Source organism: Nocardiopsis sp. LDBS1602 (assembly GCF_035818715.1).
Taxonomy (GTDB): Bacteria; Actinomycetota; Actinomycetes; order Streptosporangiales; family Streptosporangiaceae; genus Nocardiopsis; species Nocardiopsis alba.
In genome coordinates, this window is sequence record NZ_JAYLVW010000001.1 from 1,399,901 (window position 1) to 1,423,577 (window position 23,677).

Genomic DNA, 23,677 nt, shown 5'->3' on the forward strand with positions numbered 1-23,677 from the left:
CCTTTCGGTTGCGGGGCTCAGGACTGCGCGGAGGCCATGACGGCCTCGTCGACGTCGCGGCCTTCTCGTTCGGCCTCGGCCCTGGCGAGGAGGACCCTCTTGTAGTCGCGCGGCATGATCTTGGCGATGCGGTCCAGGCCGCGGTCGCCCTGGGCCAGGAGGCGTTCGGCGACGGCGGAGCCGGTCTCGGCGTGGTGGCGTTCGAGGATGTCGGTGAGGAAGGTCCGGTCCTCTTCGGTGGTCTCCTCGATCTCGACCATGTCGCCGTTGACGTTCTCGGGGTTCAGGTCGAGGACGTAGGCGATGCCTCCGGACATGCCGGCGGCGAGGTTGCGTCCGGTGCGGCCGAGGATGACGGCGCGGCCTCCGGTCATGTATTCGCAGCCGTGGTCGCCGATGCCCTCGACGACGGCGGTGGCGCCGGAGTTGCGGACGCAGAAGCGTTCGCCGACGACACCGCGGATGAGGATCTCTCCGGAGGTGGCTCCATAGCCGATGACGTTTCCGGCGATGATGTGCTCTTCGGCGACGAGGGCGCTGTCGGTGTGGGGGCGGACGATGATCCGGCCTCCGGACAGGCCCTTGCCGACGTAGTCGTTGGCGTCTCCCCGGAGTCGCAGGGTGATGCCCTTGGGCACGAAGGCGCCGAAGGACTGACCGGCGGTTCCGGTGAAGGTGACGTCGATGGTGTCGGTGGGCAGGCCTCGGGCCCCGTGGCGTCGGGTGACCTCGTATCCGAGCATGGTGCCGACGGTGCGGTTGACGTTGCGGACGGGCAGTTCGAGCACGACGGGTCGGCCGAAGTCGAGGGCCCCTTCGCTGAGCTGGACGAGGGTGTTGTCCAGGGCCTTGTCGAGGCCGTGGTCCTGCTTACGGCGGTGGGAGCGGTGGTCTCCGGCGAGGGGCTCGACCTCGTGGAGGATCGGCGACAGGTCCAGGCCCTGGGCCTTCCAGTGGTCGACGGCGTCGGTGGTGTCGAGCAGGTCGACGGAGCCGATGGCCTCGTCCAGGCTGCGGAAGCCGAGCGCGGCCAGGTACTCGCGGACCTCTTGGGCGATGAACTCGAAGAAGTTGACGATGTACTCGGCCTTGCCGGAGAACCGTTCCCGCAGGAGGGGGTTCTGGGTGGCGACGCCGACGGGGCAGGTGTCGAGGTGGCAGACGCGCATCATCACGCAGCCGGAGACGACGAGGGGCGCGGTGGCGAAGCCGTACTCCTCGGCTCCGAGGAGGGCCGCGACGACGACGTCGCGTCCGGTCTTCATCTGGCCGTCGGCCTGGACGACGATGCGGTCGCGCAGGCCGTTGAGCAGCAGGGTCTGCTGGGTCTCGGCGAGGCCGAGCTCCCAGGGGGTGCCGGCGTGCTTGAGCGAGGTCAGCGGTGAGGCGCCGGTGCCGCCGTCGTGTCCGGAGATGAGGACGACGTCGGCGTGCGCCTTGGACACCCCGGTGGCGACGGTGCCCACGCCGGCCTCGGAGACCAGCTTGACGTGGACGCGCGCGGAGGGGTTGGCGTTCTTGAGGTCGTGGATGAGCTGGGCGAGGTCCTCGATGGAGTAGATGTCGTGGTGGGGCGGCGGCGAGATGAGGCCGACGCCGGGGGTGGAGTGCCGGGTGTCGGCGACCCACGGGTAGACCTTGTGGCCGGGGAGCTGGCCGCCTTCGCCGGGCTTGGCGCCCTGGGCCATCTTGATCTGGATGTCGTCGGCGTTGCCGAGGTAGTGCGAGGTGACGCCGAAGCGTCCGGAGGCGACCTGCTTGATGGCGCTGCGGCGCAGGTCGCCGTTGGCGTCGGGGGTGAAGCGGGCCGGGTCCTCACCGCCCTCTCCGGTGTTGGACTTGCCGCCGAGGCGGTTCATCGCGATGGCGAGGGTCTCGTGGGCCTCGGCGGAGATGGAGCCGTAGGACATGGCCCCGGTGGAGAAGCGCTTGACGATGGCGGAGACGGGTTCGACCTCGTCGATCGGCACGGGTTCGCGCACGCCCTCCTTGAGGCGGAAGAGTCCGCGGAGGGTCATGAGCCGTTCGGCCTGGTCGTCGACCTTGCTCGTGTACTCCTTGAAGATCTCGTACTTGCGGACCCGGGTGGAGTGCTGGAGCTTGAAGACGGTCTCGGGGTCGAACAGGTGCGGTTCGCCCTCGCGGCGCCACTGGTACTCGCCGCCGACCTCCAGGCGCCGGTGGGCGGCCGGGGTGGCGGTGTGGGCGTGGCGGTGGCGGAGGGCGACCTCCTCGGCGAGGACGTCGAGGCCGACGCCGCCGAGTCGGGAGGTGGTGCCGGTGAAGCAGCGGTCGATGACGTCCTGGCCCAGGCCGAGGGCCTCGAAGATCTGGGCGCCGGTGTAGGAGCCGACCGTGGAGACGCCGATCTTGGACATGATCTTGAGGACGCCCTTGGCGTAGGCCTTGAGGGTGTTGCGGGCGGCGGTGTCGGCGTCGATGTCGCCGAGAGTGCCGCGTCGTACCAGGTCGCGGACGGTCTCCAGCGCCAGGTAGGGGTTGACGGCGGAGGCGCCGTAACCGATGAGGAGTGCCACGTGGTGGCATTCGCGGACGTCGCCGGCCTCGACGAGGAGACCGACCTCGGTGCGGGTCTTCTCGCGGACGAGGTGGTGGTGGACGGCCCCGGTCAGCAGGAGCGAGGGGATCGGGGCCCGGTCGGCGTCGGCGTTCCGGTCGCTGAGGACGAGGATGCGGGCGCCGGCGGCGATGGCCTCGGAGACCTCGGTCTCGATCCGGTCGAGGCGGGCGCTCAGGGCGTCGCCGCCTCCGTCGACGGGGTAGGTGCCGTCGATGGTGTGGGTGCGCAGCGCCGGGTCGGTCTCTCCGGCGGCGACGATGGCGGCGAGGTCGCTCTGGTCGACGACGGGGGTGGGCAGCGCGAGACGGCGGGCGGCCTCGGGGTTCGGTCCACGGTGCAGGAGGTTGCTCTCCGCGCCGAGGAGGGTGGTGAGGCTGGTGACCATCTCCTCGCGGATGGCGTCCAGCGGCGGGTTGGTGACCTGTGCGAAGTTCTGCGAGAAGTAGTCGAAGAGCAGGCGCGGTCGGGTGGAGAGGGCGGCGACGGGGGTGTCGGTGCCCATGGATCCGATGGGTTCGGCGCCGGTGCGGGCCATCGGGGTGAGGATGACGCGGAGCTCCTCCTCGGTGTAGCCGAACACCTGCCGGGCGCGGTCGGGTTCGGTGACCGGGGCGGGGTCGGCCTCGGGGAGGTCGTCGAGGTGGACGATGCCGTTCTCGACCCACTCCCGGTAGGGGTGTTCGGCGGCGAGCTCGGCCTTGATCTCCTCGTCCTCGATGATGCGCCCTTGGGCGGTGTCGACGACGAAGATGCGGCCGGGCTGGAGCCGGCCCTTGCGGACGATGGTGGCGGGGTCCAGGTCGAGGACGCCGGCCTCGGAGGCCAGGACGACGAGGCCGTCCTCGGTGACCCAGTAGCGGCCGGGGCGCAGTCCGTTGCGGTCCAGGACGGAGCCGACGATGGTGCCGTCGGTGAAGGACACCGAGGCGGGGCCGTCCCAGGGCTCCATGAGGGTGGAGTGGTACTCGTAGAAGGCCCGGACGGCCGGGTCCATCGTGGTGTGGTTCTCCCAGGGCTCGGGGATCATCATGAGGACGGCGTGCGGCAGGCCGCGTCCGCCCAGGTGGAGGAGTTCCAGGACGTCGTCGAAGGAGGCGGTGTCGGAGTCGTCGGGGTCGACGATGGGCAGGATCCGCTCCAGATCGCCGGGGATGAGATCGGTGGCGAGTCCGGCCTCGCGGGACCGCATCATGTTCCGGTTGCCCTTGACCGTGTTGATCTCCCCGTTGTGCGCGACGTAGCGGAACGGGTGGGCGAGCGGCCAGGAGGGGAACGTGTTGGTGGAGAACCGGGAGTGGACCAGGGCCAGGCCGGAGGTGTAGCGCCGGTCGGACAGGTCGGGGAAGAACGGTTCGAGCTGGGGCGTGGTGAGCATGCCCTTGTAGGCGATGGTGCGCGGGGACAGGCTCGGGAAGTAGGCGCCGGTCTCGTGTTCGGCGCGCTTGCGGACGCAGTAGGTGTGGCGTTCGAGGTCGATGCCGGTGAGGCCTTCGGTGGGGGTGCCCTCGCGTCCGGTGACGAAGATCTGCCCGAAGTAGGGCATGGACTCGCGGGCGGCGGGCCCGCTGTAGCGGGGCTCGAAGGGGACCTCGCGCCAGCCGAGCAGGGTCAGTCCCTCATCGGCGACGATGGCGTCGATCTCGGCGACGACCGAGGCGCGTTCGGCGGCGTCGACGGGGAGGAATCCGATACCGGTGGCGTAGGCGCCGGCCTCGGGGAGTTCGAAGTCGCAGACCTCGCTGTAGAGCTCGTGCGGGATCTGGGTGAGGATGCCCGCGCCGTCGCCGTCGTCGGGGTCGGCTCCGGAGGCGCCCCGGTGGTCGAGGTTGCGCAGGACGGTGAGGGCCTTGCTCACGGTGTCGTGGGTGCGGCGCCCGGTGAGGTCGGCGACGAAGCCGAGTCCACAGGCGTCGTGCTCGTGGGCGGGGTCGTAGAGGCCCTGGGGGGACGGTCCGGTGTTCGTTCGGGCGGACGAACGTCGCACGTGTTCAGCGGGCATCGGTCCTCCTGTCGTCATGAAGTGGGCTTTTGTGAAAAGCGCGTTCGGGACGACGTTGGCCCTGCTGCGTGCGTGATTCTGTTGTGCTCTCGCCGGGACGCTCCCGCCGGGGCGGGTGTGTTCCCGATGCCGGAAGGGTGCGTGCCTCGGAGGGTCGGCGGTGGTCGGGGTGCCCGTGGTTCGGGCCTCCGCCACCGTTCGACGTGGGCGGCACGCTGTGTCGAACGGGTCGGTGACGGCGCCGCGGTGCGCTCTCTCCGGTCCCGTTCACGTCCGCCCGATGCGAGGCGACGCGTGTTCCTCTCGGGGTCGTTCCCGAGGGATCCGGCTCAGCGAATGTTTCCACGAGGAAACTTCACCAAACCTCTCCATGTCAAGACATCACCCTCGGGTGGTGTCCGTTTCACCTCCCTTCGGGGAGGTTCCATGGTGAAGTTCGTGCTGGTCACGAGGGTGTGATGGGCTTCGGGGCGGGGCGTGGGGACGCTTCGGGAGTGATGTCCCCCTCATCGGTGACGTACCTGTCCCGGCCCGTGTCGCCGCACACGTGCGTGTGCCGTGGGAGGATCGCCAGATGGCAGGACACCCGACTTCCCCCGGCCCGGATTCCGGGGCCTCGAACGATCCCACCCGTGGACCGGGCTCACCGGTCCCGGGTCTCGCGACGTCCCTTCGCGGCGACGCGGACCCTCCTCTGCCCGCGGCTGCCGAGAGGTTCCTGCGCGAGCACGGTGTGGACGCGCCACGCCCTCGGCAGATCCTGGCGTTGCTCTCCGACGGACGTTGGTGGAGCGCGAACGATCTGGTGCGGGCCGGCGGTGTGGCCCATTCCGTGGTGAACTCGCTGCTCAAGGCGTTGGACGAGGCAGGTGAGGTGACTCGGGACGGAGATCGGTTCCGGTTGGTGCGGCCCGAGCACTATCGCGGTGCCTCGGCCCCCTCGCTGGCCGATCCCGTGGCCCATCTGTTGTCCGATCATCCCAGGGCCGCCTCCGAACTGGTGCGGGCTGTCGCCGAGGGCCCGGCATCGGACCTGGATCTGGACCACGTGTCGGCGACGGCGGAGACGGCGTTGCGTCGCGCGCTCTTCCTGGACACCCGTTTCGATCTGCGTCGACGGACGCTGTTGTGCGTGGGCGACCACGACCTGACCTCCCTGGCCCTGCCTCTGGTCCGGCCTGGGGTCCGTGTGCTGGTCGTGGACCTGGACGAGCGGGTGTTGGCGCACATCGACGCGGTGGCCGAGCGGCTCGGGCTGCCGGTGCGCACGCACAGCGCCGACCTGCGTCTGGGATTGCCTTCGAGCCTGCGCGAACAGGCCGACGTGGTCTTCACCGACCCGCCCTACACCCCGGAGGGGGTGGAGTTGTTCGTGCGACGCGGGGTGGAGGGCCTGGCCGACCCCAAGCGGGGTCGTGTGCTCGTGGCCTACGGGGCCAGTGAGGCCACTCCGAAGCTCGCGGCGGCCACTCAGGCCCGGCTGGTGCGGTCGGGTCTGTTGATGGAGGCCGTGTGGCCGGACTTCAACCGGTACCTGGGGGCGGAGTCGATCGGCGCCGCCAGCGACCTGTACGTGCTGCGGCCGTTGGCGAAGCCCTCGCCCTCCTCCGGTGGCGACAGCGCGCGGGTCTACAGCCAGGGCTCCAACGCCAAGGAGGCGCGGGGGCGTTTGGACGCCGAGCGGGCCGCCGCGGTGCTGGAACGGGTGGCCGAGGAGGACGTGGAGGGTTCCGACGCCCCGGCCCTGGTCGGCGACTGGCCGCGCGAGGTCCGCCGTGAGGTGCGGGTGCGGCTGTCCACCTGGATGGACTCGCCGACCGCGGCGGGGACGTGCGCGGTGGTCGATCTCACCGGTGGTTGGGATCGGTCGGCGCCCCGGGTGGCGTTGGCCTCGACGAGCGACACCGTGTACGTGCTGGTGCCCTCGGCCTCGACCTGGGTACGTGACGAGGCCGGTCAGAAGGCCTTCCGGGCGATGGTGGAGCCGGGCGCGCGGGTGCGGTTCCTGCGCGGTTTCGGAGCCCCCGATCTGACCGCGATCCGGTTGACGCGCAACCCGGATCCGGGTGGGAGCACGGGTCGCCTCCTGGCCCATGTGCAGGGGCGGGCCCACGGCACGCTCACCACGACGTTGCGGACCGGTCTGGTGGAGGTGTCCTCCTGGCGGGGCCGTCCCACCAATAAGCGCACGGCCCGGCAGGCGGTGGCGTCGGCTCCGGCGTGGCTGCCCGGGCACAGCCTGTTGGACCTGCCCGAGCATCGTTTCTCGGAGCTGCGGGTGTTGGCCTCGGAGCTGGTGGCCCGGGTGGAGGAGTCGCAGGGCGCCTGAGCCCCGGTCCGACGACACCGCGGGCCCGGAGGGGGTTCCCTCCGGGCCCGCGGTGTGTCCTGTGGTGTCCCCCTACTGGCCGGGCTCCACCGGAACCTGTTCCTGAGGGACCTCTTCGGTACCGGGCTCGACGGGGACGCCCGCCTCTCCGGTACCGGTCTCCCCCGTGCCCTCGGTACCGGGTTCGGCGGGGACGCCCTCACCGGTCGTGTCGGGCTCGCCGGTACCGGTCTCGCCGCCCTCGTCACCGTCGCTGTACTCGACCAGGCGACGGAAGAGGGGCTCTCGGAAGTTGGCCAGGGCCACCAGCGGGGTGGAGAGGGTGACGCGTTCCTCCACCGATTCGGAGTCGGTCGGCTGGACCCAGACCACGACCAGGTAGTGGCCGCTGACGATGGCGTCGGCCGCGCTGTATCCGGAGCCCAGACGGTCGAAGGGGTCACTGCCGGAGGGGGCGAGGAGGAAACCGGGGTCGACGACCTCCTCGGCGGACTCGTCGTTCTCGGGTTCGGGCGCCTCCATGGCGTCGGCGACGGCACGGCTGCCCTCGACGTCGGCCAGGTTGAACACGGCGGCCACGCCGAAGTAACCGTCCGCGACGTAGGTGGCGCGTCCGACCTGGGAGCAGTCGGCCGCCGCCAACGCGTCGGTGACCTCCTGACCCCAGACGGCGGCGGAGCAGTCCTCGGTCAGGTCCGAGTCCCGCAGGGTGAAGTCGATGCTCTGGCTGGAGATCTCGGCGTTGCGGCGTTCGAACAGCTCGCCCTCGTTCAGGGGGCGCGAGTCCACCTCGCGGGAGGCGAGCACCTCGTTCATGCTGCCGGCGTCCCGGATCTTGTAGACGACCGGGCGCGTCTGCTGGGCGGCCGCGTCCTCTCCCTCGTCCCCCGTGAACCTGAGGAACAGGAAGGTACCGAGGACGGCGAGCACCACGACCAGCGCCACGACGACGATGATCAGGGTCCGGCCCGGACGTCCGGCCTCCTTCTTGCGTCGGCCACCGCCCCGGCGGCGCCCGCCCTCGGCGGAGGGGGCCGTCGAGGTCCGGGACTCGTCGGGCTCGCTGTTCTTCCTCCGGCGGCCCGGCCGGCCGGGCGTCGATGGTTCAGAAGGGGACACCCAAAGGACCTTTCCGTGGGTTCGGGCCGGTCACCGAGGTGACCGGCCCGCTTGCGCTCGGGATTCGGGGGGATGGATCCTCCCCCCGGTACGACCCTGGCGGGGACGGGTCGATCTGTCCGAGATCCTATCGGGGCGCCCGACAGGGCCGAACAGATCCACCGTCTCCGTCGTCACTCACCGTCGGGACGGTTCGCGACGACCTCGTCGTAGACGAACGAGAAGGCGTTCATGGAGGCCACGTTCAGGGTCGCCATGTCCGTGTCCTTGCCGGGCGGCTCCCCGTCGACGCGTCCCGACCAGAACACGGCCAGGTAGTGGCCCATGACCTGGGTGGAGGCCTGGCTGTAGCCGTCCTGGAGTCCGGGGATCCCCTCGTCCTCACGGGTGAGGAGGAAGCCGGGGCCGGTCTCGGCGTTGGTCGGGTCCATCGCCGCGGCCACCTCGGTGGCGCTCTCGCTGTCGGAGAGGTCGAACAGGGTCACCTGCGCGACGTAGTCCTCCTTGGAGTCGGTGTAGACGCCCGAGGCCGCGTTGACGCAGCCGCCGTCCAGGAGACTCTGACCGAGCTCCTCGCCCCACACCAGAGAGGTGCAGGAGTCGGTGACCTCGGAGGCCCTCAGGTCCAGCTTCATGTCCCCGAGCTCGAGCTCGTCGACGGAGCCGAACACCGAGTCGTCGGTCATCGGTTCCGCGTCGGCGGGACGCTCGTCGATGGCCCCGAACACCTCGGGGTCGTCGGGCTGGAAGAGGTACAGCTCCGGGGTGAGGGTGCTGTGTCCCTCGGGCGGGGCCACGATGGAGTCCTCGCCCCCGGCCGAGCTTCCTCCCCCTCCGGTGACCAGCTGGAAGCTCAACAGGCCCAGGAGGGCGACCAGAGCGAGGCTGAAGGCTCCCAGGAGCACTCCGAGCACGGCGGTGCCGCGCTTGCGCTTGCTCTGCTCAGCGAGGGTGTACACGATCTGGTTGGGCCGGTCGCCCAGGACCGAGACCTTCTTGATCGCGGACGCGGAGAAGGCGGAGACACGGTCGACGCCGCGCTTGTCCTTGCCCTTGCCCTTGTTCTTCCGTCGCCCACCGCGACGACCCGGACGTTCCGCCTCGGCGTCCTGCTCCGGCTCGTCGTCGTGGTACTCCGCGGCGTCGTCCTCGGCGTCGCGGGTGTGGGTGTGGCCGTACTCCTCGGAGAAGTCCTCCTCGGGGTCGTAGCCCTCGTCGTATCCGTCGTCCTCACGCTCGTAGTCGTGCTCTTCGACGTGGTCTCCGGTGTGGGTGCCGGAGGCGTGACGGGTTCCGCCACGCCGTCCCTTGCGTCCGTAACCGGACTCGGCTCTGCTCACGGTCTTTCTCAATCGTCAACCCGTGGTCTGCTCGACTGGTGGGGAGAACTCCCTTGGACGCGGTCGGCCACGGGCCGACGCGTCGGGGTTCACTGTCCCCGATCTACTCGGGCTTCGACCCGGAGTCGCCTCCGGCGCCTTCGGCACCGTCCTCCGCCGAGCCCTCGCTACTAGATCGCTCGGGACGCGGATGGTATTCCGTGCCGGCTCCACTGGAAGCGTCCGTGACCTGGTCGAACCCCGAATCGTCGGTGTCCACGGCGCTGTAGACGGTGCCCTGGTCGTCGGTGTCACGCGCACCTGTGTCCCCGAACACCTGGGTGCCCGCGTCGTGGCCGTGCGGGACCACCGCGGTGGAGAAACGGTCCAGGCGGCTACCGGCCCACACGAAGTAGGCCAGGGCGCCGAGGAAGACGACGATCGAGGTCCAGTTGTTCAGACGCAGGCCGAGGAAGTCGTTGGCCGGGTCCACGCGCAGGTACTCGATCCAGAAGCGGCCGACGCAGTAGCCCATGACGTAGAGGGCGAAGAGGCGCCCGCCCTGGAGGGAGCTCTCGAAGCGACGGCCGAGGTAGGCCAGGAGGATCGCCAGGCCCAGGCACCAGAGGGATTCGTAGAGGAAGGTGGGGTGGTACGTGGTCACACCGGGCTCCATGCCGGCGCGAAGGTAGCCCTCGGGGGTGAGGTTGATCTCCACGGCCCAGGGCAGGTCGGTGGGACGGCCGAACAGCTCCTGGTTGAAGTAGTTGCCCCAGCGACCGATGGCCTGGGCCAACGGGATCGTGGGGGCGATGGCGAAGGCGAGCTTGGACATCGACAGCCCGCGTTTGCGCGCGACCAGCCACACGCCGAGGGCTCCGAGCGGGATGGCCCCCCAGATACCGAGTCCGCCCTCCCAGATGTAGAAGGCGCGGATGGGCTCCTTGCCCGGTCCGAAGTAGAGCTGGGCGTCACTGATGACGTGGTAGAGGCGTCCACCGATGAGCCCGAGGATCACGGCCCAGACGGCCATGTCCATGATGGTGCCGGGCTCTCCCCCCATCGCCTTCCACCTGCGCTCGCTCCACAGGACGGCGACGATGACGCCGGCCAGGATGCACAGGGCGTAGAAGTGGATCTGCAGGGGCCCGATGGGGATCGCGTTGACCTCGGGGCTGGGAATGGCCGCGAGGGCGCGACCGTACTCGATCGCGCCCTCGAAGGCTGTCGACGGCAATGTCAATGCTCTGCTCTCGGGTTCGCCCCGCGCGCGGGGTTCTTGTCAGGGGTTGTCCGCGTCGCCCCCGTCGCCCATCGGTCGAGTCTCGACCTCGCCCGGTCCCGCGGAGGCGATCGCCTCGGACAGACCGCGTGCGGTCATGGCGCTGTTGTTGTCGAGCAGTTCGCCGTTGATGTAGACGGAAGGTGTGCCGCGGAACGCGTTGTCTCCGCTGTAGCGAGTGTAAGCCGTTCCGGTGGCGTCGATGATCTCGCCCGTGTAGGTCCCGTCGAGGAACGAGGAGTCGTGCCCGTTCTCGTCGCCCCACTTGAGCAGGTCGGCCAGGACCATGGTCCCCAGGGTCTCCTCGCCGATCTGCTCGGTGGCGTCCCGGGTCAGGGCGGGAAGGAACTTCTCGGTGAACTCGGTGACGACCTCGGCCTCGGCGTCGAGGCGTTCGTCGAACTCGGCGCCCTGGGTGTCGTCGCCGCCGGCCTCTCGGAACCATCCCTTGAGTTCGTCGACGTCGAAGCCTTCACGGCCCTCGGTCGGCTGGTTCTCGAAGAGCAGGTCGTTGTACTGGACGAAGAGGTCGTGGTCGGCGGCGGCGCGGGCGGCGGCCCCGGCCCGCAGCGAGTTGCTGCTGATGGGGACGGGCTGCTGGGCGAAGATGCTGACCGGCCGGAAGTGGACGATGGCCTCGCCCTCGGCGGCACGCTCCTTGAGGAGGTCGCCGTTGAGGAGTTCGAACTGGCGGCAGGCCGGGCACTGGTAGTCGGCGTACACCTCGACGACGGGGGCCTCCACGCCCTCGTCGGCCATGACGACGCTGCCGTCGTCCTGGAGGGTGGTGGTGGCCAGCGGACCGTCGTACTCGTCGCCCTGACCGTAGGTGAGGACGGCGTAGCCGACACCGACGACGAGCAGGACCACGAGCGCGGCACCGCCGAGGACCAGAAGGGTCTTGTTGCGCTTGGCGGCGCGCTTCTCCCTCTCCCGCTGTTCCCTGAGTTTCTCTCGGGAGCGCTTGCGCGCTTCACTGCCCATGCTTTCCCCTGTTTCCGATGTTGCTGAAGTGATCGACCGTGCTGTGGAGTGGCCTCCGGCTCACTTGTAGAGCCCGAGGGTCCGGTCGAGGGCGAAGGGTGAACGGGGCCAGATCGCGATGAACGCGCCCAGCGCCGCGAAGACGATGTCGCGGGCGATGGAGAGCCCGTAGGTGGTCTCCCCCGGTTCGACCTGTCCGCCGCCGCCGAAGCAACCGCAGTCGATGTTGAGGCCGCGGGCCATCGCGGAAAAGATTCCGGCGATGAAGACGACCATGAGGATCGCACTGACCGCGCCCACGTATCGGGTGGCCAGACCGGCCAGGAGCAGCAGGGCCAGCGCGAGTTCGAAGAGGGGGAGGGTGTAACCGATGAGCCGGGCGATCTCGTGGGGGAAGAGGTCGTAGGCCTCCACCGCCTGGACCGACAGTGCCGGCGGGAACTTGGTGACGGCCGCGGTGATGAGGACGGCGGCCAGGCCGAGGCGGCAGGCGAGGCTGATCCAGGGTTGGACGGTCTCCCAGCGTGTGGGGGGACGGGGGGCGGCGTCGTCTGGTGTGTCCGTCATCTGAGGCCTTCGGGAGAGGGGTCGGTCGTCGGCGAGCGTGGCGCCGGGTGCCCGGGCCGTCGCTCTTCGTGTCGATAGAGATCCTACTTGCTGTAGTGGACGGGTGACACTGGGTTCGAACCCCGTGGTGACGGAGCGGCACCCGGCGACCCGGAGCACCGCCATCACATCACCGACACGCCGTTCTCGGGACCGATCCGGCCGTTTTCCCAACCCCTTCTCACCCGATTCTCACCCTCTTAACCCGAACCGCGATCGAAGAGGTCCACCGGCCCGAGAACGCCTCCGTCGCTCTCCTCCCCCGAACGCGATTCGCCCCTCGGGCGGGACCCGAGGGGCGAACGGTGGTGCGGGAGGCGATCAGCGGGAGCGGACGCCTCCGGCCAGTTCCTCGGCGAAGGAACGGACCGCGATCAGCCCGGTCTCCAGGTCCGGAGCGTCCAGGATCCGCTGGCAGAACCCGGCGCCGACGATGACCCCGTCGGCGTAGGCGGCGACCTCGGCGGCCTGGGCCGCGGTGGAGATGCCCAACCCCACGCAGATCGGCAGCTCCGAGTCCCGGGTGACCTCGCGAGTGCGCCGGACCAGGGTCTCGGCGGTGTCGGCGACCTGGGCCCGGGTACCGGTGACGCCCATGAGCGAGGCCGCGTACACGAACCCGCTACAGGCCTCGGTGGTCAGCGCCAGACGCCGGTCCGAGGAGGAGGGCGCCACCAGGAAGATCCGGTCGAGCCCGGCCTTCTCCGAGGCGTCGTACCACTCGCGGGCCTCCTCCGGGATGAGGTCGGGGGTGATGACCCCGGCCCCGCCGGCGTCGGCCAGGCCGGTGGCGAAGCGCTCCACGCCGTAGCGTTCGATCGGGTTCCAGTAGGACATGACCAGGGCCGCGGCACCGGTGGCGGCGGTGGCCTCCACCACTCGGAACACGTCCTCCGTGGTGGTGCCGGAGTTCAGCGCCATATCGGCCGCCCGCTGGATGGTGGGGCCGTCCATCATGGGGTCGGAGTAGGGCAGGCCGACCTCGATGACGTCGCAGCCGCCCTCGACCATGGCCTGGACGACGCGGATGGAGGACTCCACGTCGGGGAAGCCCGCGGGGAGGTAGCCGACGAGGACGGCCCGGCCGGCGGCGCGCGCCTCGGCCATCTTGGTCTGCAATGTGGTGGTCGGCATCAGGCCTGTCCCTCCGAGTCGACGAGGCCGAAGTAGTCGGCGGCGGTGTTGACGTCCTTGTCCCCGCGTCCGGAGAGGTTCACCAGGATGATGGAGTCCGGGCCGAGCCTGCGGCCCAGCCGGATCGCCCCGCCCAGGGCGTGCGCGCTCTCGATGGCGGGGATGATGCCCTCGGTCCGGCACAGCAGCCGGAAGGCCTCCATCGCCTCGGCGTCGGTGACGGGCTCGTAGGTGGCGCGGCCGGTGGCGGCCAGGTGGGCGTGCTCGGGCCCCACCGCCGGGTAGTCGAGTCCGGCGGAGATGGAGTGGCTGGGCAGGGTCTGGCCGTACTCGTCCTGGAGGACGAAGGTACGGGCCCCGTGGAAGACCCCGGGGCTGCCCGCGGTGATGGAGGCGGCGGTGCGGTCGGTGTCGGCGCCCTCTCCCCCGGCCTCGAAGCCGTACAGGGCCACCTCCTCGTCGGGGATGAAGGCGGCGAAGATCGCGATGGCGTTCGACCCTCCGCCCACGCAGGCGGTGACGGCGTCGGGGAGACGGCCGGTGAGTTCCAGCGCCTGCCTGCGGGCCTCGGCGCCCACGGTGAAGTGCAGGTCGCGCACCAGCTTGGGGAAGGGGTGCGGTCCGGCGGCGGTGCCGAAGAGGTAGTGGGTGCGGTCGACGTTGGCGACCCAGTCCCGGAAGGTCTCGTTGATGGCGTCCTTGAGCGTGCGGCTGCCGATCGTGACCGGGACGACCTCGGCGCCGAGCATCCTCATGCGGGCGACGTTGAGGGCCTGACGGCGGGTGTCCTCCTCGCCCATGTAGATGCGGCACTCCAGGCCGAGCAGCGCGCAGGCGGTGGCGGTGGCCACGCCGTGCTGGCCGGCACCGGTCTCGGCGATGACGCGCGTCTTGCCCATGCGCTTGGTCAGCAGGGCCTGGCCCAGCACGTTGTTGATCTTGTGCGAGCCGGTGTGGTTGAGGTCCTCGCGCTTGAGGAGGATGCGGGCGCCGCCCGCGTGCTCGGAGAAGTTGCGGGCCTCGGTGAGCAGGCTCGGACGGCCGGCGTAGTTCTTGAGCAGGTCGTCGAACTCGGCCTGGAAGACCGGGTCCTCCTTGGCCTTGGCCCATTCGGCCTCGACCTCGTCGAGGGCGGCGATGAGGGCCTCGGGGGCGAAACGCCCACCGAAACGGCCGTAGTGCCCCAGCTCGTCGGGCACCGGTTGAGCGTGACTCATGGGAAGTTCTCCTGGAAGGAGGCCGACCGCGGTGGTTCCCCGCCGACGTTCGCGCCGCGGGGAGGCCGCGCGCCGACCGGCTGTGCGCCGCCGGGGTCCGGCGGCTCGATTGGTTCGGGTCAACGCGGCGACGGGAACCCGCGGACGTGTACGCCTACGGGCTCCCTAGAGCCATCGCCATCGACGGTGGAGCGTGGTGCGCCCCTCGTACTCCGTCGTCGTCGCCATCGTCGGTGGTTCCCTTTAGTTCCGGTCGCGCAGGGCGGGGTGGGCTCCGGCGGTCACCAGGTCGGCGACGGCCTCACGCGGGTCGCGTCCGCGGACGAGGCTCTCGCCCACCAGGACGGCGCCCGCCCCGGCACCGGCGTAGGCCAACAGGTCGTGCGGGCCTCGTACCCCGGACTCGGCGATCCTGACGCGGTCCGCGGGGATGAGCGGGGCGAGCCGGGCGAAGGTGTCCCGGTCGACCTCGAGGGTCTTGAGGTTGCGCGCGTTGACGCCGATGACGGTGGCTCCGGCGTCCAGGGCGCGGGCGACCTCCTCCTCGTCGTGGACCTCGACCAGGGGGGTCAGCCCGAGGGAGCGGGCCCGCTCGACCAGGGAGACCAGGGCCTCCTGGGACAGGGCCGCGACGATGAGCAGGACGGCGGAGGCTCCGAAGACGCGGGCCTCCCACAGCTGGTAGGAGCTGACGACGAAGTCCTTGCGCAGCAAGGGCGTGTCGACGGCGGCGTGGACCGCACGCAGGTCGTCGAGGCTGCCCTTGAAGCGGCGGCCTTCGGTCAGCACGCTGATCCAGGTGGCGCCGCCGGCCTCGTAGTCGCGGGCCAGCGCGGCCGGATCGTCGATCGTCGCGAGCGGGCCCTTGGAGGGGCTGGCGCGCTTGACCTCGGCGATCACGTGGACACCGGGGCGGCGCAGGGCGGCCTCGGCGTCCTGGGGGGCGGGCACCGACTCGGCCTTGGCCTTGAGGCTGTCCAGCGGCAGTTCCTCTTGCCGCTGGGCCAGGTCAGCGCGTACTCCGTCGAGGATCTCGTCGAGCACGCTCACCAGTTCCAGCTCCCTCGTGAAGATCGTTTCTCGGTGGCCGTTCCGGCGATCGGGCGCGGGTCGGCTCGGCGGGCTCGGACACACCGCCGTCACACCGTGTGTTGGTCATCGTATCCACCCTCGGCGGCGTGGGGGGCGTCGACCCCGGATCACCACGCCGTGGAGTTCGGGGATCACCAGGACGGTAGGAGCGGGGTCCCGGGCGCGAGGAAGGAGAACCAGGGCAGATTGCGCAGAATCCAGAAGGTGACGATGCCCGCCAGAATGCCCCAGGGCGCCCAGGCCGGGAGCGGAACCGGGGGGCGGCTCCCGCGGTGCGGCCACAGGCTGTTCCTCAGCCAGGTGAGGTAGGAGTACAGGGCGAAGGGCAGGAAGAGCATGAGCAGGGGGTTCATGCTCAGCGCGCCGAGGACGTCCAGGTGGGTGAGGGCGGACAGGGCCCGGGTGGTACCGCAGCCGGGGCAGAAGGTGCCGGTCAGCGCCAGCCAGGGGCAGCCGGGGTAGAAGCCCGGCTGGTTGGGGTCCACGGTGTGGAGGAGGACCACACCGACCAGGCCCACGGCGCCGAGGCCCAGCGGCCAGGTGGCCGGGTGGACACGTCCCAGAGACCGCGCGATCGCGTTCGTGGATCGCGGGGGTACCGGAGAGGGTTCATCGTGTCGCACCCACCCGAGCGTACTAGGGGTGCGCCACTCCTCGAGAAACGGCGAGGGCCGGTACGGCACCGTCGATTCACGATGGTGCCGTACCGGCCCTGGATCACGCGGAGACGGCGACTCCGGCTCAGTAGGTGTAGCTCGGAGCGGTGCCCACGGCCACGATCATCATGACGACCATGAAGAGGATGTAGGCGAGCGCGAGGCCGAACCCGATGAGGCTGATGATGCCGAGGATCTTCGAGGTGTTGGAGGCGGACTCCGCGCCCGCGTAGTCTCCGACGGCCCACTTGCTGTTCACCTGAAGGGCGAAGATGATGCCGATGATGCCGATGATGGTGCAGCCGAAGATACCGAGGATGTTCATCCACAGGTAGGTCTTCGGGGGCTCGGCCGGGGGCTGCCCCCCGAAGCCGGGCTGGCCGCCGGTGGGAGGCCCGTAGCCGCCCGCGGGCGGGCCGTAACCGCCGGTGCCGTAACCGCCGGGCGGCGGACCGGGGTTACCGGGGGGCGGAGGACCATAGCTCATGAGTGAATGTCTTTCCGGAAGAGGACAAGGGTTTTCACGCGACGCCGCCTGAGCACACGTCGCCCCAACGGGGTACAGGGTCGGGGGTCACCGGTACGCAGCCGACGGATTCGCATCGTGTCGGTTCGACGAGACAGCGACGAACCGGATCGAAACGGCTGACAGGACCGATGAAGTGAATGTACCCGCCACATGGGACCTTCGTCTATTTTCCGTTACTCACCCGTTGTGACCTGTGTTTTCTCCCCCGACCCGAAACGGTGTCAGTTGCCGCTCGTGGCGGCGGCCTTACGGCCCGCTTCCCACTCCTCGCGCGTCGGCGGGATCGGGCGGGGCTCCTTACGGCCCAGACCGGCCTTCTTCATCACACCGGCGATGATCGAGAGCACGACGCTGGCGGCCAGGGCGATGATGGTCCACGTCAGCAGGGAACCGCCGGCGATGACGGCGATGGCCGCCACGGTCCAGGCCACGATCCAGCTGATGGTGAGGAACCAGGCGGAGACGGTGTTGCCGTGGTCGTCGTGTTCTTCGTGGTGCGCGTCGGCCATCAGTGGTTCTCCTTCGATTCGGCCGGCCGGTCGGCCGGCGGTGCGGGTTCGGTGTCGTCACCGGGTTCGGCCCGATCCACCGGCGCGGTCGCGGTGGGCGTGCCGTCGCCCGGGGCGTCAAGTGTGGGGTCGTCACCGGCATCCAGCGATCTCCACAGGTCGGCAGGTGTCTCCGCCTGGTGCGGACGCGGTGCGGCGTCCCGATCGTACCGGTTGCCCATCCCCGGCCAGGCAGGGGCACGCACGAGCGCCACCAGACCGCTCAGTGCCAGGAGGAGCCCCCCGGCGGCCCCCATGAGGGGCCCCAGGGCATGGACTTCGGGGGTTCCGACGACCTCGCCGGTGCCGGCGGTGTCGGTGGCCAGATCGGCGATGGCACCGATCAGGGCGTCGGGGCGTGTGGCCGACCACAGAGTGGTGAGCGCGAACACACCGCAGAGCACGATGAGGGCGCCGACGACCCGACGCGCCCAGGAACGGGTGGCGTACAGGCCGGCGATCCCGGCGAGGCCGGCCCATCCGAGGCCGCTGAGGGCTCCGGCGAGTTCGCCTCCGGTGACCTCCACCGGGACCGGTGCGACGGGCCCGGGAGAGCTGAAGGATCCGGTCACCCAGACCCGCCCGGAGGCCGCCAGCATCAGCGCGGCCCCGGCGATCATGGCGAGGGTGACCACACCGTATTCGCGCCGGGCCCCGGCCCTGGAGGGTGTGCGCGCGGTGGTCACAGCAGCCGTCCCGCGTCGAAGCACGTACGGTCGCCGGTGTGGCAGGCGGCCCCGGTCTGGTCGACGCGGAGCAGGAGGGTGTCCCCGTCGCAGTCGAGTGCGACGGACACCACACGCTGGGTGTTGCCGGAGGTCGCCCCCTTGACCCAGTACTCGTTCCTGCTGCGCGACCAGTAGGTGGCCTCGCGTGTGGTGAGGGTGCGGTGCAGGGCCTCGTCGTCCATCCAGGCGAGCATGAGGACCTCGCCGGTGTCGTGTTGCTGCACGACGGCGGGGACGAGCCCCTCCGGGGACCGTTTCAGGCGCGCGGCGATGTCCGGGGCGAGGTTGCTGACGCTCATGCTCCCAGGTTATGGGGGATCCGCGATCGATGCTCACCGGGTGCGGGCGAACGGTCTTCGCGCACACGATCTAGAGTGCGAGCGTGCGCGGCCCGGCCGCCTCACGACCCCGACCACCTGGAGACCTTCCGTGACCGCCGATTCCCTGGCCGCCGATCTGGCGGGCAAACCCGAAGCGCTGAGCGCGCTCTCCCGCCGTTTCCCGCGCTGGGATCCCTACGCGGCGCTGCCCGCCCTCCTGGACGACGAACCGGCCTCGGTGCGGTTCCTGGCGATCGGATCGGCCCACCGGGCCTGCTCGGTGGCGGCGGCCCGGCTGCGTCGTGCGGGGATCGGCGCGCAGGCCGACCTCTCCTCCTCCGCGGAGGAGCCACCCGCCGGCCCGGAGACCCTGGTGGTGGGGGTGACCCTGGGCGACGGTCAGCGGGAGCTGTGCGCGAGTCTGGAGCGTTATGTCGGCCGTTCTCCGGTGGTGGTCCTGGCCCCGGATCCCGACACGGTGGTGGCCCGGTACGCGGACCTTCTGGTCCCCCTGCGCACGGGTGAGGAGGCGAGCGGTCTCGGCTGTCACGCCTACCGGAACGCCTTGGCGCTGCTCCTGCTGTTGGGGCACCGTCTGGGGGCTCCGGTGGGCGGGAGCGGGAACTTCCCCGGCCTGTTGATGCGGGTCTCCCACGCCGAGGAGACCCTGTTGAAGAGGGCCCCGGAATGGGTGCCCGAGGTGGCCGAGGTGTTGGAGTCCCCGTCCGGGGTGCACCTGGTGGCCCCCGCGGAACGGCTCGCCACGGCCTGGCAGGGGGCCCTGGTGCTGCGTCGGGGTCCGATCCGGACGGCCCACGTGGCGGAGACCGGAGAGTGGTCGCACACCGACCGGCATCCGGCCGCGGTGACGGACTACCGGGCGTTGCTGTTCGCCGGTTCCTCCTACGACCAGAGGTTCGCCGAGCACCTGGTGCAGTTGCGGGGCGCCTTCGTGGCGGTGGGCTCCACCCCCGATCGGGAGCGCGTACCGGGCGCGGCGGCGACCGTGCGCTATCCCGGGGACACCGATCCGGACGTGCGTCTGCTCACCGAACCGTTGGTGCCCGAACTCCTGGCCGCCCACTGGTGGGCCCGGACGGACCGCTGAGCACCGGCCGTCCCGGACCGCCCGTCTCCGAGGAGCCGGGTACGGACGGTCCGGGCGTGATCAGGCGGAGGACCGGATCCAGGAGGCGTAGAGGTCGGCGTACACGCCCGGCCGGCCGACCAGCTCTTCGTGGGTTCCGCTCTGCACGATCCGACCGGCGTCGAAGACCAGGACCCGGTCGGCGGCCTCGGCGGTGGAGAGCCGGTGGGCGATCGCGACCGAGGTGCGGCCTCGGGTCAACCGGTCCAGGGCGCCCTGGATGCGCATCTCCGTGTGCGGGTCGACCGCCGAGGTGGCCTCGTCCAGCACCAACAGGTCCGGATCGGCGATGTAGGCGCGGACCAGGGCGACGAGCTGCCGCTCGCCCGCCGACAGGGATTCGCCGCGCTGACCGACCGGTGTGTCCAGACCGTGGGCGAGTCCGCCCAGCCATTCGGCGAGACCGAGCTCGGTGATGGCGGTCTCCAGTTCGGCGTCGGTGCTCTCGGGCCGGGCGAAGCGGATGTTGTCGCCCAAAGAGCTGTCGAACAGGAAACCCTCCTGCGGGACCATGACGACACGGCTTCGCAGGGAGGAGAAGGCGACCTCCCTCAGGTCGACCCCGTCCAGACGGACGGTCCCGCTCTCGGGGTCCATCAGCCGGGTGAGGAGTTTGACGAAGGTGGTCTTGCCCGACCCGGTCTCGCCGACGACCGCCACCCGGGTGCCCGGGGTGATCCGGACACCGACGTCGTCCAGGACCACGGGCCCCTCGGGATAGGAGTAGGTGACCCGGTCGAAGTCGACCCGGACCGGGCCGCGCGGCAGGACGCGACCGGCCTCGCCGGGATCGGCGATGTCGGGAACGGTGTCCAGGACCCCCAGGACGCGCCGCCATCCGGCGATGGCGTTCTGCGCCTCGTTGAAGATCTCGGTGGCCATCATCATGGGCTGGATGAACAGGGTCATGAGGAAGAGGAAGGCGATGAGCTGACCCGCGGTCAGATCTCCTCCGAGCCCGAGCCGCACACCGGCCAGGACCACGGCCGCGTTGGCGATGGCGGCGACGATCTCGGCGAAGGGCGAGACCGCCATGGACAGACGCTGCGCCTTGACCTGGGCCCCGCGCGTGGCCAGGACGGTGGTGTCGATGCGTTCGGCGGTGCGCGCCTCGATGCCGTGGGCGCGGATGACGGAGGCCCCCATGACGGTCTCGCCGACCGCGCCGAGCATGTCGCCGGTACGTTCGCGGACCTTGAGGTAGGCCTTGGACAGCAGCTTCTGGAGCCAGCGCACGCCGAAGAGCAGCGGCAGGAAGCAGACCCACACGACGATGGTGAGCTGCCAGGAGTAGACCGCCATCAGGACGGTGGCGACGAGGAGCTGACCGGTGCTGACCAGCAGGAGCAGCCCGCCCCACTGCATGAAGTGGCTGATCTGGTCGACGTCGCCGGTGACCCGGGAGACCAGGGCGCCCTTGCGCTCACTGTTCTGGGTCAGGACGGACAGGTCGTGGACGTGCCGGAAGGCCTTGCGGCGCAGGGTCGCCAGCCCGGACTCGGTGGCCCGGTACAGGCGCACGTTCATCAGGTAGGAGCAGATCATGGTGACGACCAGCAGCGCCGCGCAGGTCGCCACCATACGGGTGACGAATCCCAGGTCGGGGCCGCCGCTCCCGGTGAGACCGTTGTCGATGATCTGCTGGACGGCGATGGGGACGATGACCTTGCCCGCGGTCGCGACCAGGGCGAAGATCAGGGTGAGCCACAACCCCTTGGCGAACTCCGGGGACAGCCTCAGGCCTCGTTTGAGGGTGTCGATCGCGCCGTCCCGGCTCTGGTGCAGGGACAGGACCGGATCCCGTTCGGGGCCGCGCTCCTCGTGCCCCTCCTCCGGACCCTCGTCGGTGCGGGGACGTGTGGGTACGCTCATCGGCTGCTCTCCTCGGTGGCGTCGCCGTCCCTCTCACGGCGGTGGGGTTCGATCGGCGCGGGCTCCTCCGGGAGGGGTTCGCGTTCGGCCTCGTTCTCGGCGGAGGCGCGTTCGTAGGCGGTGACCAGCCGGTTGTAGCCGGGTGAGGCGGTGAGGAGTTCGTCGTGGGTCCCGCGGGCCAGGATCCGTCCCTTCTCCATGTAGAGCACCTCGTCGGCGAGCTCGATGGTGGCGCGACGGTAGGCGACCACGACCACGGTGGCGGAGGAGTCGCGTTCCCGGAGCCCGGAGAGGATCTGGGCCTCGATCTGCGGGTCGACCGCGGAGGTCGCGTCGTCCAGGATCAGGAGCCGGGGCCTGCGGACGATGGCGCGGGCCAGCGCCAGACGTTGGCGTTGCCCTCCGGAGAGGGTGGTGCCCTTCTCCCCCAGTTCGGCGTCGAGGCCGCCGTCGAGGGCGCTGATGAAGCCGTCGGCGCGGGCCAGGCGCAGGGCGGCCCAGACCTGGGCGTCGTCGACGTCCTCGCCGAGGGCGATGTTGTCGCGGACGGTGTCCTCGAACACGAAGGTGCCCTGGGGGACGAGCGCGGCGTGCCGTGGCACCTGGTCGCGGGCCAGGTCGCGCAGGTCGACGTCGTCGTAGGAGACGGAGCCGGTGTCGGGGTCGACCAGGCGCATCAGGACGGTGGTGAGCGTGGACTTGCCCGAGCCGGTGGGACCGACGATGGCGACGGTGCGCCCCGGCGCGATGTCGAGGTCCACCCCGTCGAGGACGGTGGTGCGGGCCCCCTCGTCGGTGTCGGCCATGAGGTCGCGGCCGTCGACATCGTAGGAGTCGGCGTAGGAGAAGGTGACGTCGCGGGCGCTCAGGGCCAGGCCTCGGTTCGAGGGTTCCAGGACGCGGTCCCCGTAGACCATCGCTCCGTCGGACCTCAGGACCGACTGGACGCGGTCCCAGCCCACGACGCTGCGGGGCAGGTCGCCCAAGAGCCATCCGAAGGAGCGGATGGGCAGGGCGAGCAGGGTGAAGAGGAAGGCGATCTGGACGAGGTCGCCGGGTTCGATGGCGCCCGTGGACAGGCGCCACATGCCCAGGAGGAGGACGGCGAGGACACCGAGGTTGGGCAGCGCCTCCATGAAGGGGTCGAACATGGAGCGCATGCGTCCGACCTGGATGAGCGCGTCGCGCAGACGGTGGGCGGCGTGCGTGAAGCGTTCGGTCTCGGTGTCCTCCCGGCCGAGGGTCTTGACGACGAGGGCGCCGTCGAAGGACTCGTGGGCCACACCGCTGACCTCGGCCCGCAGGGCCTGGGCGTGGGAGGCCATCGGGGAGACACGGCGTTGGAAGACGACGTTGGCGGCGGCCAGGGCGGGGAAGACGACGAAGGCGACCAGGGCCAGGATCGGGTCGGTGACGATCATGGCGACGGCGGCGATGAACAGCATGAACACGCTGCCGACCACCATGGGCAGGGGCGCCAGGGGCTGCCAGGCGGCCTCGACGTCGGCGTTGGCGTTGGAGAGGAGTTGTCCGGTGGGGTGGCGGTGGTGCCAGGCCAGCGGGAGCTCGAGGTACTTGCGGGCCACGGAGCGCCGGTAGCGGGCCTGCATGCGGAACTGCATGAGGCCGGCGAGCAGGCGGCGCAGCGCCAGCCCGACGGCCTTGCCCAGACCGACGGCCAGCAGGAGGGCGGCCGCCATGGTCAGCGCGGCGGCGGTGGTCTCACCCGAGGAGAAGGCGGGGATGATGGTCGCGTCGGTGATGTGGCCGAGGACGGATGCCGAGCCGACGGTGACGGCGGCGTGGAGCATGGCCCCGCCGACGGCGGCCAGGAAGATCCAGGGTTCGGTCCGGGCGGCGACCCACAGGACCCGCATCCCCCGTCCGAAGACCTTCTTGTGCCGGTTCGCCTCGTCGAGGTCGGGCCGGTCCCGGGTTCCGGAGCCGGGTTCGCGTTCCTCCTCCCGCTCCTTCGGATTCGTCGCCGTGCTGCCCTGAGCCATACGCCCCCGCTTCCTGTTCCGTGACCGGTCGGTCGGGTGTTCCCGCACCCCGAAGGCCCCGGGGTGCCGGGGGAGGTCTCGGGGCGTGTCGGGCCACAACCTATCCAGCGGCTCCGACAGCTTCCACCGGATTGTTTCAGCGCGAGTCCGGTTCTTGCTATTCCGTCCGCTCCGGGCACAAATCGGTGAACGGGGCGCGAAGGGCGGGTACG

The 23,677-nt window shown here is 70.4% G+C and carries 18 protein-coding genes; 2 read left to right on the top strand and 16 right to left on the bottom strand.

Annotated elements, in window-relative coordinates:
* Positions 1–17 precede the first annotated feature (17 nt).
* A complete protein-coding gene (gene gltB, locus U9J66_RS06410) occupies positions 18–4,580 on the bottom strand; it encodes a glutamate synthase large subunit (protein WP_326337291.1) in 4,563 nt (1,520 codons plus the stop codon).
* 574 nt (positions 4,581–5,154) lie between these two features.
* Here gltB and U9J66_RS06415 point away from each other — a divergent pair.
* Positions 5,155–6,909, top strand: a complete 1,755-nt coding sequence (locus U9J66_RS06415; RefSeq protein WP_326337292.1) for a bis-aminopropyl spermidine synthase family protein — start codon at positions 5,155–5,157, stop codon at positions 6,907–6,909.
* A 72-nt stretch (positions 6,910–6,981) separates the two neighbouring features.
* Here the strand turns inward: U9J66_RS06415 and U9J66_RS06420 are convergent, their stop codons facing one another.
* From U9J66_RS06420 to hisI, 13 genes are all read right to left on the bottom strand, one after another.
* On the bottom strand, positions 6,982–8,028 hold the full coding sequence (locus tag U9J66_RS06420; protein WP_326337293.1) for a hypothetical protein: 1,047 nt from the start codon (positions 8,026–8,028) through the stop codon (positions 6,982–6,984).
* Positions 8,029–8,201: 173 nt separating this feature from the next.
* Positions 8,202–9,368, bottom strand: a complete 1,167-nt coding sequence (locus tag U9J66_RS06425) for a hypothetical protein (RefSeq protein ID WP_017534056.1) — start codon at positions 9,366–9,368, stop codon at positions 8,202–8,204.
* Positions 9,369–9,471: 103 nt separating this feature from the next.
* Positions 9,472–10,584 (bottom strand): prolipoprotein diacylglyceryl transferase, encoded by a 1,113-nt coding sequence (gene lgt / locus U9J66_RS06430; RefSeq protein WP_017534057.1) that lies wholly within the window; start codon positions 10,582–10,584, stop codon positions 9,472–9,474.
* 45 nt (positions 10,585–10,629) lie between these two features.
* The gene (locus U9J66_RS06435; protein ID WP_326337294.1) at positions 10,630–11,613 is read right to left on the bottom strand and encodes a DsbA family protein; all 984 of its coding nucleotides are present in this window, start codon (positions 11,611–11,613) and stop codon (positions 10,630–10,632) included.
* Positions 11,614–11,673: 60 nt separating this feature from the next.
* The gene (locus U9J66_RS06440; RefSeq protein ID WP_026124913.1) at positions 11,674–12,180 is read right to left on the bottom strand and encodes a MauE/DoxX family redox-associated membrane protein; all 507 of its coding nucleotides are present in this window, start codon (positions 12,178–12,180) and stop codon (positions 11,674–11,676) included.
* A 360-nt stretch (positions 12,181–12,540) separates the two neighbouring features.
* Positions 12,541–13,353 (bottom strand): tryptophan synthase subunit alpha, encoded by an 813-nt coding sequence (trpA, locus tag U9J66_RS06445; protein WP_326337295.1) that lies wholly within the window; start codon positions 13,351–13,353, stop codon positions 12,541–12,543.
* Complete coding sequence (gene trpB / locus U9J66_RS06450) at positions 13,353–14,570, bottom strand: tryptophan synthase subunit beta (RefSeq protein ID WP_026124914.1); 1,218 nt, start codon at positions 14,568–14,570, stop codon at positions 13,353–13,355. The genes trpA and trpB overlap by 1 nt, the downstream gene beginning before the upstream one ends.
* A 243-nt stretch (positions 14,571–14,813) precedes the next feature.
* Positions 14,814–15,620, bottom strand: coding sequence for an indole-3-glycerol phosphate synthase TrpC (gene trpC, locus U9J66_RS06455; RefSeq protein ID WP_014909911.1), 807 nt, complete (start codon positions 15,618–15,620; stop codon positions 14,814–14,816).
* Positions 15,621–15,793: 173 nt separating this feature from the next.
* Positions 15,794–16,285: a DUF2752 domain-containing protein gene (locus tag U9J66_RS06460; RefSeq protein ID WP_326337296.1), complete on the bottom strand. Its 492-nt coding sequence runs from the start codon at positions 16,283–16,285 to the stop codon at positions 15,794–15,796.
* 118 nt (positions 16,286–16,403) lie between these two features.
* Complete coding sequence (locus U9J66_RS06465) at positions 16,404–16,805, bottom strand: CD225/dispanin family protein (RefSeq protein ID WP_326337297.1); 402 nt, start codon at positions 16,803–16,805, stop codon at positions 16,404–16,406.
* Positions 16,806–17,068: 263 nt separating this feature from the next.
* On the bottom strand, positions 17,069–17,356 hold the full coding sequence (locus U9J66_RS06470; RefSeq protein ID WP_014910855.1) for an HGxxPAAW family protein: 288 nt from the start codon (positions 17,354–17,356) through the stop codon (positions 17,069–17,071).
* Positions 17,356–18,081, bottom strand: coding sequence for a Trp biosynthesis-associated membrane protein (locus U9J66_RS06475; RefSeq protein ID WP_326337298.1), 726 nt, complete (start codon positions 18,079–18,081; stop codon positions 17,356–17,358). Before U9J66_RS06475 ends, U9J66_RS06470 begins: the two co-directional genes overlap by 1 nt.
* Positions 18,078–18,422: a phosphoribosyl-AMP cyclohydrolase gene (gene hisI / locus U9J66_RS06480; protein WP_014912843.1), complete on the bottom strand. Its 345-nt coding sequence runs from the start codon at positions 18,420–18,422 to the stop codon at positions 18,078–18,080. The genes U9J66_RS06475 and hisI overlap by 4 nt, the downstream gene beginning before the upstream one ends.
* Positions 18,423–18,552: 130 nt before the next feature.
* Here hisI and U9J66_RS06485 point away from each other — a divergent pair, with 130 nt between their 5' ends.
* Complete coding sequence (locus U9J66_RS06485) at positions 18,553–19,551, top strand: sugar isomerase (protein WP_014909138.1); 999 nt, start codon at positions 18,553–18,555, stop codon at positions 19,549–19,551.
* Positions 19,552–19,611: 60 nt separating this feature from the next.
* Here U9J66_RS06485 and U9J66_RS06490 read toward each other — a convergent pair whose 3' ends face one another.
* The gene (locus tag U9J66_RS06490; RefSeq protein WP_014913050.1) at positions 19,612–21,462 is read right to left on the bottom strand and encodes an ABC transporter ATP-binding protein; all 1,851 of its coding nucleotides are present in this window, start codon (positions 21,460–21,462) and stop codon (positions 19,612–19,614) included.
* Complete coding sequence (locus U9J66_RS06495; protein WP_326337299.1) at positions 21,459–23,465, bottom strand: ABC transporter ATP-binding protein; 2,007 nt, start codon at positions 23,463–23,465, stop codon at positions 21,459–21,461. Before U9J66_RS06495 ends, U9J66_RS06490 begins: the two co-directional genes overlap by 4 nt.
* Positions 23,466–23,677: the final 212 nt, after the last annotated feature.